The organism is Rhodococcus sp. C26F (genome assembly GCF_053345925.1).
In genome coordinates this window covers 207,798-221,814 of the sequence record NZ_JBKFBA010000003.1, presented here as the reverse complement: position 1 = coordinate 221,814, position 14,017 = coordinate 207,798, and the positions used below count along the sequence as shown (strand labels likewise).

Sequence of the window (14,017 nt, the reverse complement as noted above, 5' to 3'; positions counted from 1 at the left end):
CAGACGATGTTGGTTCCAGGCTATACAACCTGCGCAAGAAGAGGCCCGGCAGATCGTCCCCCGACGGGATCCGTCCGTCGCACCTCCGGTACGACGCCCGGACGTCAACCGCGTACGGCGGCCCGTTCGACGAACGGCACGAGCAGATCGGCGAGGTCGGCGGCGACATCACGCCCCGAGGCCGGGGGCATCGAGACGAAGCTCAGCGCGACCCGCACGACAGCGCGCGCGAGGATCCCCGCGTCGGATTCGGACGCCGCGATCCAGCTGTGGTGGAAGGTCTCCGTGAGGCGACCCGCGCCCCGCTCGAGGATGGGGGCGGCGTCGGTGGTGATCAACCGCAGCAGGTCGGGCTTGGCCTCCCCGCTCAGCAGCGACTGCACCAGGGGGTCGGCGGCGGACGCCTCGAAGAAGAAGCCAAAGCCGTCCACGAGCGCGGCCCGCGCGTCGCCGACGTGGGCGTACACCGAATCGGCCACCGCATCGACGAACTCGTCGACCAGACGCAGCGCATATCCCTGGGCGAGCCCCTGCCGGGAGGAGAACTCCTTGTACAGGGTCTGCCGGCTGATGCCGGCGGCCCGGGCGACGTCGCTCATGGTGACCGCCGACCAGTCGTGTTCGTGCAGCAGCTCGCGCATGGCGTCGAGGATCGTCGAGCGCAGCAGCACCCGACTTGCCTCATGGAAGGGAACCCGCGCGTTCGACATGGTGGGAACGCTCTCACGCACGGATGTGCTCGTCAAAGCAAGGCGGGTAGTGATCCCCCGTGCAGCGGTTCACCGGCGGACGATCTCGACCATCTCGAAGTCGGCCTTGGCGGCGCCGCAGTCCGGGCACGACCAGTCGTCGGGGATGTCCTCCCACCGGGTGCCGGGTCCGATGCCCTCGTCGGGCCACCCTTCGGCCTCGTCGTATTCGAATCCGCAGACGAGACAACGGAACAGACGGTAGTCGGTACTCACGGGGTGTACTCCTCGAAATCGGTCTTCTCCCGGACTCCGCAGTCGGGACACGGCCAGTCGTCGGGTACGTCGGACCACGGGGTGCCGGCCGGAAAGCCCTCACGGGGAACGCCGGCGGTCTCGTCGTACACGAACTCGCAGACGGGACAGCGGTAGGACGCCACGATCACTTCCCTTCCGCAGTAGCGGGATCCGATGCTCCGTAGCGGGCCAGGATCTTCTCGCGTCGACGCGGTTCGATGTTGACGCGGGTGATGTCGCCGTCGTAGTGGTCGAGCACGCGGTGGTCCATGACCTTGCGCCACAGCGGCGCGATGTAGGCGAGGGTGATCATCGTCGCGTAACCCGCGGGCAGTTGTGGTGAGATCTCCATGCTGCGCAGGGTCTGGTAGCGCCGCGTGGGGTTGGCGTGATGGTCGCTGTGCCGCTGCAGGTGGTACAGGAAGATGTTCGTCACCAGGTGGTCGCTGTTCCAGCTGTGCGCGGGCGAGCAGCGCTCGTAGCGCCCCTTCGCGGTCTTCTGCCGCAGCAGACCGTAGTGCTCGAGATAGTTCACGACCTCGAGCAACGAGAACCCGAAGACCGCCTGGATCACGAGATACGGCGCGATCGACAGGCCGAAGACGCCGAGGAGCACCGCGTACAGCGCGACGGAGATCGCCCACGCGTTGAGGACGTCGTTGTGCACACTCCACACCGGCTTGTCGAGCCGTTCGAGGCGTGCTCGTTCGAGGCGCCACGCCGACCGCAGGCTGCCGACGACGCTGCGGGGCAGAAATCGCCAGAAGCTCTCCCCGAACCGGGCCGAGGCCGGGTCCTCCGGGGTGGCGACCCGCACGTGGTGACCGCGATTGTGCTCGATGTAGAAGTGCCCGTAGAACGACGGGGCGAGCGCCCACTTCGACAGTCGCCGTTCGAATTCGACCTTCTTGTGGCCGAGTTCGTGCGCCGTGTTGATACCGATGCCCGCGACCACGCCGACCGAGATCGCGAGTCCGATCTTCGACATCACGCCGAGCCCGCCGTCGATGCCGAGCCAGGACAGGTCGCCGGCCGACCAGAGGTAGCAGGCGAAGACCAGCGACGCGAACTGGAAGGGCAGGTAGAGGTAGGTGCAGTAGCGGTAGAAGCGGTCGTTCTCGAGTTGCTCGAACAACTCGTCGGGTGGGTTCTCGCCGTCGGGCCCGACGAACAGGTCGAGCAGCGGGACGAGGACGTAGATCAGCAGGGGGCCGATCCACCACAGGACCGGGGTGACGCTCTGCAGACCGAGTTCGTTACCGCCCCACACCAGGGCGGCGGCGACGAACAGCGCCGTCGGGGGCACCAGCCCCAGAAGCCACAGATGGCGTTTCCGGTCGCGCCACTGGAGGTCGGGTCGATCCACCGAATCCGCGGATGCCGTACTCATGTCGGGTCTCCTCATCACCGTCGATGGCGCCGGGCACGCCACCGCACGGTGACGCACACCACTCATATCTTGACTCTAGGCCACTGTTCGTCCGAGGTCTAGACATTTGGAGGAATTTGTAAATCTCACGAAGATGCATCCGGAAACGACGAAGGCGAGCCCGTGCGGGCTCGCCTTCGGTTCGATTCCGTCCCTACCGGGACTCTGCTTCAGGACTCGTCGGTCGCCGATCCCGGTATCTCCCCGAGCCGGGCCCGGAAGACCTGGGTGTCCGCGGCACAACCGTGGACGGTCGGATTCCGGTCGCACGCCGACAACCACGCCGAGTCGCCGGGCCTCAGCGTCACCGACTCGCCGTCGCACTCGACGCGGGCATCGCCTGCGGTGCACAGCAGGATCTGCGGTCCGTCGGCACCGACCCCGAGGGCGTCGCCCGCGCCGAGATCGATGCGGGACAACGCGAACTCCGGTGCCGGGGTGCGGTAGCGGCGTTCGATCGGACTCTGCCCCGACCCGGTCTCCGCCGAGGCCTCCGGTACGGCTTCGAGAATCGGCACCGAGGCCGCACCGAAGTCGAGCACCCGCAGCAGTTCGGGCACGTCCACGTGCTTCGGGGTGAGACCACCACGCAGCACGTTGTCGGAGTTCGCCATGATCTCGACACCCATGCCGTGCAGGTAGGCGTGCAGATTTCCCGCGTCGAGGTACAGGCCCTCGCCCGGCTGCAGGGTGATGCGGTTGAGCAGCAGCGAGGCGAGCACTCCGGCGTCGCCGGGATAGAAGTCCGCCAGCTGCAGGGCCGTGCGTACCTCCGGAACGAAATCGCGTTCGCCGTCCCGTCCGGCCGCGAGATAGGTGACGCAACCGTCGAGCACACGCGGCAGCAACGCTGCGAGAGCGGGCGGGGGCAACGTGATCCAGGTGGTGAACAGCGCCCGCAGACCGCTCGAATCGGGTTGGCCCGCGAGCAGTCCCACATAGGGGTCGAGTTCCGGCACGGCCAGCGCCTCGAACAGCTCCACGGTCCGTTTCGGGTCGCGGAAGCCGGCCAGGGCCTCGAACCGGGTCAGCGCCACCACGAGTTCGGGCTTGTGGCTGGCGTCCTTGTAGTTGCGGACGGGCGAGTCGATCGGGATGCCGAGTGCTTCCTCACGAGCGAAGCCCTCGGCCGCCTGGCCGGCGCTGGGATGCGCCTGCAGCGACAGCGGCTCCTCCGCCGCCAGCAGCTTGAGCAGGAAGGGCAGGCGGGGACCGAACGCCCCCACCGTGCGATCACCGAGGTGTCGCTGCGGATCGGCCGACAACACGTCGAGCAGCGAGTGCTCGTCGCCGTCCGGATCCACCAGCCTGGCGGGATCGGCCGGGTGCGCACCGAGCCACAACTCGGCCTCGGGATGATGGGACGGCACATTGCGGCCACGCAGGGTGGCGATCGCGGTCCGCGATCCCCAGGCGTACGAGCGCACCGCACCTTCGAGTCGGTGCACTATCTCCCCCCTGCCAATCCGAGATATGCGGCCGCCATCTCTGTGCGGACGGTCAACACTGCCACCTGTTCCAGCACGGTCGGAACCGTGCTCGATTCGAATTCTCCGATCACGGACATCAATTCCACATCCGGAAGTGCCGCCGTCCTGCGCTGCGCCGCCGAGCGGTCGGGGTCGGTGCTGAGCACGAACACCCGTGCCGGTGCGATCGGTGCCGGTCCGTCCAGCTCCTCGTCGTGGAAGAACGGGTCGTAGTTCTCACCGCTCGCGGTGACGACGTTCGTGAGCCGGTCGCGCGCGACCAGCACGTCGCTCAGTGCCGCAGCGCCGGCGACCACACCCGCCTCCTGGAGCAGGGCCTCCGACGCGTGCCGTGCGAGCACCGTCGTCGCGGCGGAGTCTCCCGCGAACACCACGCGACGCGACTGCATGCGCACCGCGAGCGACTTTGCGGGATTGTGGAAGACCTCGTTCGCCGGATGATTGCGCGCCGCTTCCTCGTCGGCCGTGTCGGCGACCTCGGCGAGCGGCGGGACACCGGTGATCCGGACGGCGCGCTGCAACACGCCGAGCACCGCACAGAACACCGCGACGTGCCGGGCGAGCACGTACCGGGTCTGGACCCGGACGCGCGGCGGCAACGACATCGCGCGACCGGCCGAGACCGCCCGCACCGGACCTTCGTCGGGGGCGTCGACGACGACTTCAGCGCTGCGACGCAGTCCGGCGTCGATGCTGCGCGCCAGCTCGGGATCGCCGGCGTCGTTTCCCGAGACCACCACGACGTCGAGCGCGCCGACCCACGGCGGTGTGGCCGGCGCGGAGACCAGCGGTACACCGGCCTGCCCCCCGAACATCGCGACGACCAGTTCCGCGGCCGAGCGGGCGCGGGCGTCGGTGCCGACGAAGACCACACTGCGGGGGTGCATGTCGGTGAGCCGGCCGAGCAGACCTTCGTCGACCGCCGCGGCGACCGCGCGGATCTGGGCGCCGCCGAGGGCCGCGCTCCTGAGGATGCCGTCGACATCGGCGGCGAGAACACCGCCCGCATCGTCGAAGTCGAACAGCGGTGAGGGTGCCGTCACGACCGCATCACCTTCCTTCCGCCGCCGCGACCTCGGCGAGCCGGCTGACAGGGCCCGGTGGGGCCACCGACCCGAGATCGGTGCTCCGCCGAACCGACACCGGCACGACCTGTACCGGCACTTCGATTATTCCCGTTGTCCCTCCGTCTACGCACGAACGACGGAAAGGATCTCCTTCACCAATGCCTCGACCTCACCGTCCGTGCGGGCCTCCACGTTGAGCCGCAGCAACGGCTCGGTGTTGGACGCGCGCAGGTTGAACCATGCGTTGTCGGGCAGGTCGACGGTGACACCGTCGAGCCGGTCGATCGATACCGCGCGGTCCTCGAACGCCGCGACGACGGCCTCGGTGCGCTCGGCAGCATCGGCGACCGTCGAGTTGATCTCGCCCGACGCCGCGTACCGGTTGTAGGAGCTCATCAGCTCGGAGAGCGGACCGTCCTGCGAGGCGAGTGCGGCGAGGACGTGCAGCGCCGCGAGCATGCCGGAGTCGGCACCCCAGAAGTCGCGGAAGTAGTAGTGCGCCGAGTGTTCCCCGCCGAAGACTGCACCGGTCTCGGCCATCTGCTGCTTGATGAACGAATGCCCGACCCGGGTGCGCACCGGCTTGCCGCCCTGCTCGGCGACGAGTTCGGGCACCACGCGCGAGGTGATGAGGTTGTGGATGATCGTCGAGCCGGGTTCCTTGGCGAGTTCGCGGGCGGCGACGAGCGCCGTGACCGCGGACGGGGTGACCGGCTCGCCGCGCTCGTCGACGACGAAGCAGCGGTCGGCGTCGCCGTCGAAGGCCAGGCCCACGTCGGCACCGGACTCGACGACCAGACGCTGGAGGTCGACGAGGTTGGCGGGGTCGAGGGGGTTGGCCTCGTGGTTCGGGAAGGTGCCGTCGAGTTCGAAGTACAGCGGCACGAGATCGACGGGCAGGGCACCGAAGACGGCGGGGACGGTGTGGCCGCCCATGCCGTTGCCGGCGTCGACCGCCACCTTCAGCGGACGCATCTCCGCGAGATCGACCAGGCCGCGGACGAACGAGGCGTAGTCCTCGAGGACGTCCTGCTCGGTGATGCTGCCGCGCTCGCCGTCGTAGGCGGGCACCCCCTCGACGAGGTCGGCGGAGATCTGCGCCAGACCGGTGTCCTGACCGACGGGCTTGGCACCGGCACGGCAGAGCTTGATGCCGTTGTACTTCGCGGGATTGTGGCTGGCGGTGAACATCGCGCCGGGTGCGTCGAGCAGGCCCGACGCGAAGTAGAGCTGGTCGGTGGATGCGAGGCCGATCAGCACCACGTCGAGTCCCTGGGCGGTGACCCCGTCGGCGAAGGCCTGCGAGAGCGAGGGGGACGAGGCGCGCATGTCGTGCCCGATCACCACACGGTCCGCGCTGCCCTCACTGCGCAACAGGCGTGCGAACGACGCTCCGACCTCGCGGACGAACTCTTCGTCGATCTGCTCTCCGACGACTCCCCGTACGTCGTAGGCCTTGATGACTGCTGACACCGACTCGGCAGCTCTCGCCACTGTATTAGCTCCTGAACTCGACTCGTGCGATGCCGTCCTCCGCGACATCGCACTCGCTCAGCCTAGTGCGAACGGCTCAGGACGTGGGATCGGGAAGAACACGCAGGTGGCCGCGTCGGCCGGTGCGTGCGGTGGGCGGCACGACGGCCCGTTGGGGTTCCTCGGCGTCGTCGTCGCTCGAGTCGGAACGGGAACGCTCCCCCAGGCCGGCCTCGCGTACGGCCTCGGCGAGGGCGGTCAGATCGTCCTCGTCGGGCGTGGCCGACGAGAACGCTCCCTCGTATCGGACGAGTTCCCAGCCCTTGGGTGCCGTGATGCGCGAACCGTGCATCTCGCAGAGATCCCACGAGTGCGGTTCCGCGACGGTCGCCAGGGGACCGACAACGGCAGTGGAGTCCGAGTACACGTAGGTCAGCGTCGCAACAGCAGGGTTCTTGCACCCAGGCCGGCAGCATCGACGCAGTGTTCTCACGACTGGGAGCGTAGCGCGCCGGACGCGCCAGGACTATTCGGACACACCGAAAGGGTGGAGCGATTTTCGTGTCGTAGTGTCCATGGCATGGTCCGCGCACGACGTTCCCGCCCTGTGTCGTCCCGTTCCGTGGCACGCCGCGGCAGGGGAATCCGCGGTCCCCTGTTCCCTCAGAGCCTGCCCGCGTGGAAGACACGCGCCGAGAAATTCGACCTGCTCGTCCTGGGGGCGTTCGCGCCGATCGACGCGCGCTGGCACGACCGCCTCACCAAGCTCGACATCGCCGTCGACGAGGTCCCGAAGATCCGGGCACGCGACCCCGACTCGGTCAACTGGCCGGACGACGTGGTTGCCGACGGGCCGGTGCCGCTGTCCCGGCTCGTGCCGGCGGGGATCGATCGACGAGGCGCTGCCACCCGGGCGCGGATCGTGTTGTTCCGCCGGCCTCTCGAGGTGCGCGCGAAGGATCCGGACGATCTGACGGATCTGGTGCACGACGTCCTCGTGCACCAGGTGGCCACCTATCTCGGCGTCGAGCCGGAAGTGGTGGATCCGACACTCGGTGAGGACGACGAGGACTGAACGACATCCGGATATGACGAAGGCCGGGTTGCTCGTCCCCCACGGCCGCAACCCGACCTTCGTCGTCCGACTCGGTGTTTCACTCGGTCCCGTACTCCCCGTACCGGGCCGAACCCCTCGTCAGACTATTCCGCGCTTGAGGCGACGGCGTTCCCTCTCGGAAAGCCCGCCCCAGATACCGAACCGCTCGTCGTGGGCGAGTGCGTATTCGAGACAGTCGTCCCGGACCTCACACCCCATGCAGATGCGCTTGGCCTCTCTGGTGGAGCCACCCTTCTCGGGGAAGAATGCCTCCGGATCGGTCTGCGCACAGAGCGCACGCTCCTGCCACTGCTCCTCGCCATCCGCTGGGTCGCCGAATCCCGAAATCAAACTCAGGACGGGCACCCCGACGTCCGGGTAGTCACAGACAGCCTCGACTGCAGTATCGCTTCGAGTGAGCTCGAAGCTGTCGCGCTCGCCGGCCATTGTCCCTCCTCACCTGCAGCGCCGAATCATGACCGGGGATCAACCCGCTGCCATCCTTCGAATACTCGTTCGAATGCGGGTTCACCGCAAGGGATCTCGAATTCGATTATCGAATGACATGTATGTGATTAGACACTTCGGGTGTGTCGCGGTCAAGCGGAGCGGCGTTGTTCACATATCATCGGCCGCTTTGCCGAAACGCGTTTCGGACGGTGCGCGACCGGGTAGGCGACGCACCGCTTAGGCTTGGGCCGTGAATGTGACTGTATTGGTCGGAGGTGTCGGTGGGGCGCGTTTTCTCTCAGGTTTGCGCCGGCTTCTCGATATTTCCCCGGGCGTGGAGCCGAATCCGGACGCGGCACACCGCATCACCGCGATCGTCAACGTCGGCGACGACGTGTGGATGCACGGCCTGAGGATCTGTCCGGATCTCGACACCTGCATGTACACCCTCGGCGGTGGGATCGACACCGAACGCGGCTGGGGCCGCGCCGGTGAGACCTGGAACGCCAAGGAGGAACTCGCCGCCTACGGGGCGATCCCCGACTGGTTCGGTCTCGGCGACCGCGACATCGCCACCCACCTCATCCGGACGCAGATGCTGCGGACCGGCTATCCGCTCTCCGCGATCACCGAAGCACTGTGCACGCGGTGGAAGCCGGGTGTGACCCTGCTGCCGGTCTCCGACGACCGCAGCGAGACCCACGTCGTCATCACCGATCCCGAGGACGGTGAACAGCGGGCCGTGCACTTCGAGGAATGGTGGGTCCGCCACCGCGCCCAGGTGCCCACCCACAGCTTCGCCCACATCGGCGCAGAAGAGGCCGAGCCCGCTCCCGGTGTGCTCGAGGCAATCGAGAACGCCGACGCCGTCGTCCTGGCCCCGTCGAACCCCGTCGTGAGCGTCGGAGCGATCCTCGCGATCCCCGGTATCCGTGGGGCGCTGCGCACCACGTCGGCGAAGGTCGTCGGCCTGTCCCCCGTCATCGACGGCAAGCCCCTGCGCGGCATGGCCGATGCGTGCCTGGACGTCATCGGAGTGGAGACCACCGCCGAGGCGGTCGGGCGGTATTACGGCGCCCGCTCGGGCACAGGCCTTCTCGACGGCTGGCTCGTGCACTCGACCGACAGCGCCGAGGTGCCGGGCGTCGAGGTCCGATCCGTTCCCCTGCTCATGACCGACACCGACGCGACGGCCGAGATGGCCCGCGCCGCCCTCGACCTCGCCGGAGTGACCCTGTGATGCCGGATGCCCTCGCCGCCCCCGCAGTGCGCGACCACGCGCCGGGCGGCCCGATCGAGATCCTGCCCGTCGCCGGGCTTCCCGAATTCCGGCCCGGCGACGACCTGGCCGCAGCCGTCGCGCAGGCCGCGCCGTGGCTGGCCGACGGGGACGTCCTCGTCGTCACCAGCAAGGTGGTCTCGAAGGTCGAGGGACGGATCGTCGCCGCGCCCACCGATCCCGACGCCCGCGACGCGCTCCGCCGGCGCCTGGTGAACGAGGAAGCGGTGCGCGTGCTGGCACGCAAGGGCCGCACCCTCATCACCGAGAACAAGCTCGGCATCGTGCAGGCAGCCTCCGGCATCGACGGATCCAACGTCGACAGCGCCGAACTCGCGCTGCTGCCCGAGAACCCCGATGCGAGCGCAGCGGCGCTCCGCGAACGGATCGGTGCGCTGCTCGGCGTCCGGGTCGCCGTGGTGGTCACCGACACCATGGGCCGCGCCTGGCGCAACGGCCAGACCGACGCCGCGATCGGCTCGTCCGGGCTTCCAGTCCTGCACGGCTACGCCGGCTCCCACGACTCGCAGGGCAACGAACTGCAGGTGACGTCCGTGGCGGTCGCCGACGAGATCGCCGCCGCAGGCGATCTGGTCAAGGGCAAGCTCGGCGGTGTGCCCGTCGCCGTGGTACGCGGACTCGGCCTGCCCGACGACGGATCCACCGCCCGCGCCCTGATCCGCAGCGGCGAGGACGACCTGTTCTGGCTCGGCACCGAGGAGGCTCTCGAACGCGGTCGGCGCGAGGCACTGCTGCTGCGCCGGTCGGTGCGGCAGTTCGCTTCCGAGCCCGTCGATCCCGAGGATCTGCGCGAGGCGGTCGCCGAGGCCCTCACCGCACCCGCACCTCATCACACCCGCCCGGTCCGGTTCGTGTGGGTGCGCACCGAGCAGGTGCGCCGCCGGCTCCTCGACCGCATGCGCGACAGGTGGGCCGAGGATCTCCACGGCGACGGACTCGACCCGGTGGCCGTCGAACGCCGGATCTCCCGCGGCGCGATCCTCTACGACGCACCCGAGGTGATCGTCCCCTTCTGGGTGCCCGACGGCGCACACCACTATCCGGATGCCCGTCGCACCGCGGCCGAGGCGACGATGTTCACCGTCGCCGCCGGCGCCGCGGTGCAGGGTCTGCTCGTGTCCCTGGCCACCCGCGGGCTCGGCAGCTGCTGGATCGGTTCGACGATCTTCGCTCCCGAGGTGGTCCGCGAGGAACTCGGTCTTCCTGCCGAGTGGTCGCCGCTCGGGGCCGTCGCCGTCGGTTACCCGCTCACCGAACCGGAACCGCGCGAACCCGCGGACCCGGGCGACGCCCTCGTGGAGCTGTAGTCGTGTCGGCGCGTTCCCTGCACGCCTCGGCGATCGACCGGCTCACCGCCTGGCGCACCGACTCGGAGGACGCCGAATCGCTGCGGCACACGATGCTGGCGTTCCTCGATTCGGCGCCCGACGGGTGCCTGCGCGAACACGTGCCCGGGCACATCACGGCGTCGTCGATCGTGCTCGATGCCGACCACCGCAACGTGTTGCTCACCCTGCATCCGCGGGTGGGGCGGTGGATCCAGCTCGGTGGGCACTGCGAGCCGTCGGACGAGACGGTCGTCGACGCGGCCCTGCGCGAGGCCACCGAGGAATCCGGCATCGCCGATCTGGTGATCGATCCGGAACTGCTGTCGGCGCACACGCATCCGATCACGTGCTCCCTCGGCGTGCCCACCCGTCACCTCGACCTGCGGTTCCTGGTGACCGCACCCGTGGGCGCCCGGCCGGTGCGCAGCGACGAATCCACCGACCTGCAGTGGTGGCCCGTCGACGCGCTCCCGCCGGAGGCCGAGCACGAGACGATCGCGCACATGGTCCGGCTCGCCGCGGCCCGACGGGCCTGAAGCGACCACGCTCGTCCCGGCGGGTTGCCGGGACGAGCGTGAGGTCGGAACCGGGCCGTGAGGTCAGAACCGGACAGGGCCGAGTTCGGGGTATTTCGGGGTGATGCCGTCGCCGGAGGACACCCCGCGCAGCCGCCGGCCCATCCAGGGGACGAGGAACTCGCGCATCCATGCGCGGTCCGCGGCGCGTTCCTGGGCCCGTGTGAGGACGGGTGCCTCGTCGAACTCCACCGGTCCGAGACCGTGTGCGACGCCCAGCAGATCGAGCACGCGGATCGCCATGTTGTGGTGGCCGGCCGCGGACATGTGCAGCCGGTCGAAGTCCCACATCCGCAGATCGCGGTACTCGTCGAACCGCCAGAAGTCGACGATTGTCGCCCCGTGCCGGTCGGCGATCGCCCGGACGAGTTCGTTGTACACGGCCCAGCGGCCGCGCAGCATCCCGAAGACCGGTGCCCAGCTGCCGTCGTAGGCCGTCCACATCAGGATGCGGGCGCCGGTCGCGGCGAGCTTGCCGATCGCCTCGTCGTACTCGGCCGCAAGCGCGTCGAGGTCGAGCTTCGGACGCATGAGGTTGTTGCCGCCGGCATAGATCGTCACGAGATCGGGCCGCATCGCCACGGCAGTCTCGAGCTGCTCGTCGATGATCGGTCGCAGCAACCGGCCCCGGATGGCGAGGTTCGCGTACGCGAAGTTCTCCGAGTGCCGCGCCAGCTCACCGGCGACGAGATCGGCCCAGCCGCGCAGCCCGTTGGGACGCGCCGGATCCGGGTCGCCGACCCCCTCGGTGAACGAATCACCGAGGGCCACATACCGTTCGAAGCTCACTTCGTCCTCTCGACTCAGACGTCGGTACTGAAGCGGATGCCGCCGTCGGGGATCTTCACCCCGGGCCACACCCGCGCACCGCGCAGCAGTTCGCACCGGGCGCCGATGTCGGCGCCGTCGCCGATCACGCCGTCGCGGATCAGGGCGCGCGGACCGACCCGCACACCGAAACCGATGATGGTCCGCTCGATCACCGCACCGGCCTCGACCCGTGCGCCGTCGAAGATCACCGCGCCGTCCAGGCGGGCGCCGGCACCGATCTCCGCGCCGCGGCCGACGACCGTGCCGCCGATCAGCAGTGCGCCGGGGGCGACGGAGGCACCCGGATGAACGAGCGACTCGCCGCGCTGCGGCGGAAGCGCCGGCGACGGAGCGATACCGCGGACCAGATCGGCCGAGCCGCGGACGAAATCCTCCGGGGTGCCCATGTCGCGCCAGTAGGCGGCGTCGACGTGGCCGTAGACCTTCTTGCCCTCGGTCAGCAGCGCCGGGAACACCTCGCGCTCCACCGAGACCGGGCGGCCCTCGGGGATCTGCTCGATGATCTTGCGGCGGAAGACGTAGCAACCGGCGTTGATCTGATCGGTCGGCGGATCCTGGGTCTTCTCGAGGAAGGCGGTCACCCGGCCGTCCTCGTCGGTCGGCACACATCCGAAGGCACGCGGATCGCTCACCCGCACCAGGTGCAGGGTCACGTCCGCCTCGGTGCGCACGTGCGTGTCGAGCACGGCGCCGAGATCGGTGCCACCGAGCACGTCGCCGTTGAAGACCATGACGTTGTCGGCGCGCAGCTTCGGCAGCACGTTGCGGATACCACCGCCGGTGCCGAGCGGCTCGGTCTCGGTGACGTACTCGATCTCGAGGCCGAAGTCGGACCCGTCGGCGAAGTACTCCTCGAAGACCTCGGCCTTGAACGAGGTGCCGAGCACGACGTGCTTGATGCCCGCCTCACGGATCCGCGCGAGCAGGTGGGTGAGGAAGGGCACCCCCGCGGTGGGCAGCATCGGCTTGGGTGCCGACAGCGTCAACGGCCGTAGCCGCGTGCCCTGTCCGCCGACCAGAATCACCGCATCGGTGTGCGGTGCCGAATCACTCGTCATCGTCTCCCCTGTTCACTGTCGTGCCGACCGGAATGTTCTGGTCGGTCCTCCCGTTCCGACGCTCCCGCACGGCCGCCGCGACCGCCACTCGCGATCGCACCGCGAGCCCGGCCCGCAACGCCCACCGCAGCGGTGCCTGCCACCCGTGGGGGTGACGGTCCGCCTGGAAGCGGTAGGCACTCTCGTGATGTGCCGGAAGCATCAGTTCGGGGTGCCGTCCGGCCGCGTGGCCCTTGGCGTGCGTGACCACCGCGGACGGCACGTACACGTTGAGCCAGCCCGCTCGTCCGAGCCGGTCGCCCAGGTCCACGTCCTCCATGTACATGAAGTATCGCGAATCGAAGCCGTCGATCGAATCGAAGGCCGCTCGCCGCAGCAGCAGGCACGATCCGGACAGCCAGCCCACGGGGCGTTCGCTGATCTCCTCGTTCTCCTGCCGGTAGCGACGCGTCCACGGATTGGCCGGCCAGACGGTGCCGAGCAGCGCGTGACCGGCACCGGAGGCGAGGGTGGGGACGGTGCGCGCCGAGGGGTAGACGCTTCCGTCAGGTTCGTGGATCAGCGGCCCGAGCGAGCCGGCGCGCGGCCAGCGACGCGCCGCGTCGAGCATCTCGTCGAGCGAACCGGGATGCCACCGGACGTCCGGGTTCGCGACGACGACGAACTCCGCAGACGGGTCGACCTCGGCGACCGCGCGGTTGATCGCGCCGCCGTAACCGATGTTCCCGCCGGTCCGGAGCAGTCGCACGTTCTCGTGTGCCGCCTCGGCGGCCTCGGGAGCACCGTCGGTCGAACCGTTGTCGGCCAGGATCACCTGCGTCGGCAGAACGGTCGCGGAGGTGAGCGAGGTGAGAAAGTTCTCGAGGTGCTCTCCGGGCGAGTAGGTCACCGTCACCACGGCCAGCGTCGATTCCACGCCGGTCACCTTAGCGAC

The 14,017-nt window shown here is 69.1% G+C and carries 16 protein-coding genes; 4 read left to right on the top strand and 12 right to left on the bottom strand.

The window, feature by feature from the left end; all coding sequences use genetic code 11:
* Window positions 1-104: 104 nt before the first annotated feature.
* The 8 genes from ACLBYD_RS06255 to ACLBYD_RS06220 form a co-directional block, all read right to left on the bottom strand.
* Window positions 105-710, bottom strand: coding sequence for a TetR family transcriptional regulator (locus tag ACLBYD_RS06255; protein ID WP_447815791.1), 606 nt, complete (start codon window positions 708-710; stop codon window positions 105-107).
* A gap of 69 nt (window positions 711-779) precedes the next feature.
* Window positions 780-965, bottom strand: a complete 186-nt coding sequence (locus ACLBYD_RS06250) for a rubredoxin (protein WP_019288502.1) — start codon at window positions 963-965, stop codon at window positions 780-782.
* Window positions 962-1,129 (bottom strand): rubredoxin, encoded by a 168-nt coding sequence (locus tag ACLBYD_RS06245; RefSeq protein WP_059382389.1) that lies wholly within the window; start codon window positions 1,127-1,129, stop codon window positions 962-964. Before ACLBYD_RS06245 ends, ACLBYD_RS06250 begins: the two co-directional genes overlap by 4 nt.
* Window positions 1,130-1,131: 2 nt before the next feature.
* On the bottom strand, window positions 1,132-2,376 hold the full coding sequence (locus ACLBYD_RS06240) for an alkane 1-monooxygenase (RefSeq protein WP_447815790.1): 1,245 nt from the start codon (window positions 2,374-2,376) through the stop codon (window positions 1,132-1,134).
* A 209-nt stretch (window positions 2,377-2,585) separates the two neighbouring features.
* Window positions 2,586-3,863, bottom strand: a complete 1,278-nt coding sequence (gene manA, locus ACLBYD_RS06235) for a mannose-6-phosphate isomerase, class I (RefSeq protein ID WP_447815789.1) — start codon at window positions 3,861-3,863, stop codon at window positions 2,586-2,588.
* Entirely contained in the window at window positions 3,863-4,948 is a 1,086-nt protein-coding gene (locus tag ACLBYD_RS06230; RefSeq protein WP_447815788.1) for a tobH protein, read from the bottom strand. The genes manA and ACLBYD_RS06230 overlap by 1 nt, the downstream gene beginning before the upstream one ends.
* Window positions 4,949-5,095: 147 nt before the next feature.
* On the bottom strand, window positions 5,096-6,466 hold the full coding sequence (locus tag ACLBYD_RS06225; RefSeq protein ID WP_024101508.1) for a phosphomannomutase/phosphoglucomutase: 1,371 nt from the start codon (window positions 6,464-6,466) through the stop codon (window positions 5,096-5,098).
* Window positions 6,467-6,542: 76 nt separating this feature from the next.
* Window positions 6,543-6,938 (bottom strand): DUF3499 domain-containing protein, encoded by a 396-nt coding sequence (locus tag ACLBYD_RS06220; RefSeq protein ID WP_172414905.1) that lies wholly within the window; start codon window positions 6,936-6,938, stop codon window positions 6,543-6,545.
* Window positions 6,939-7,025: 87 nt separating this feature from the next.
* Here ACLBYD_RS06220 and ACLBYD_RS06215 point away from each other — a divergent pair, with 87 nt between their 5' ends.
* Entirely contained in the window at window positions 7,026-7,520 is a 495-nt protein-coding gene (locus ACLBYD_RS06215; RefSeq protein WP_447815787.1) for a metallopeptidase family protein, read from the top strand.
* A gap of 120 nt (window positions 7,521-7,640) precedes the next feature.
* Here ACLBYD_RS06215 and ACLBYD_RS06210 read toward each other — a convergent pair whose 3' ends face one another.
* Window positions 7,641-7,907, bottom strand: a complete 267-nt coding sequence (locus ACLBYD_RS06210) for a WhiB family transcriptional regulator (protein WP_167388378.1) — start codon at window positions 7,905-7,907, stop codon at window positions 7,641-7,643.
* Window positions 7,908-8,241: 334 nt separating this feature from the next.
* Between ACLBYD_RS06210 and cofD the strand changes: the two genes are divergently transcribed.
* The 3 genes from cofD to ACLBYD_RS06195 are packed head-to-tail and all read left to right on the top strand — an operon-like array spanning window position 8,242 to window position 11,155.
* Window positions 8,242-9,231: a 2-phospho-L-lactate transferase gene (gene cofD, locus ACLBYD_RS06205; RefSeq protein WP_447815786.1), complete on the top strand. Its 990-nt coding sequence runs from the start codon at window positions 8,242-8,244 to the stop codon at window positions 9,229-9,231.
* Window positions 9,231-10,598, top strand: coding sequence for a coenzyme F420-0:L-glutamate ligase (locus ACLBYD_RS06200; protein ID WP_447815785.1), 1,368 nt, complete (start codon window positions 9,231-9,233; stop codon window positions 10,596-10,598). The genes cofD and ACLBYD_RS06200 overlap by 1 nt, the downstream gene beginning before the upstream one ends.
* A 2-nt stretch (window positions 10,599-10,600) precedes the next feature.
* The gene (locus ACLBYD_RS06195) at window positions 10,601-11,155 is read left to right on the top strand and encodes an NUDIX hydrolase (RefSeq protein WP_059382266.1); all 555 of its coding nucleotides are present in this window, start codon (window positions 10,601-10,603) and stop codon (window positions 11,153-11,155) included.
* Between the two features lie 63 nt (window positions 11,156-11,218).
* Here ACLBYD_RS06195 and ACLBYD_RS06190 read toward each other — a convergent pair whose 3' ends face one another.
* The 3 genes from ACLBYD_RS06190 to ACLBYD_RS06180 are packed head-to-tail and all read right to left on the bottom strand — an operon-like array spanning window position 11,219 to window position 13,999.
* The gene (locus ACLBYD_RS06190; RefSeq protein ID WP_447815784.1) at window positions 11,219-11,983 is read right to left on the bottom strand and encodes an SGNH/GDSL hydrolase family protein; all 765 of its coding nucleotides are present in this window, start codon (window positions 11,981-11,983) and stop codon (window positions 11,219-11,221) included.
* 14 nt (window positions 11,984-11,997) lie between these two features.
* Window positions 11,998-13,083, bottom strand: coding sequence for a sugar phosphate nucleotidyltransferase (locus ACLBYD_RS06185; RefSeq protein ID WP_447815783.1), 1,086 nt, complete (start codon window positions 13,081-13,083; stop codon window positions 11,998-12,000).
* On the bottom strand, window positions 13,073-13,999 hold the full coding sequence (locus ACLBYD_RS06180) for a glycosyltransferase family 2 protein (protein ID WP_120283531.1): 927 nt from the start codon (window positions 13,997-13,999) through the stop codon (window positions 13,073-13,075). Before ACLBYD_RS06180 ends, ACLBYD_RS06185 begins: the two co-directional genes overlap by 11 nt.
* Window positions 14,000-14,017 lie beyond the last annotated feature (18 nt).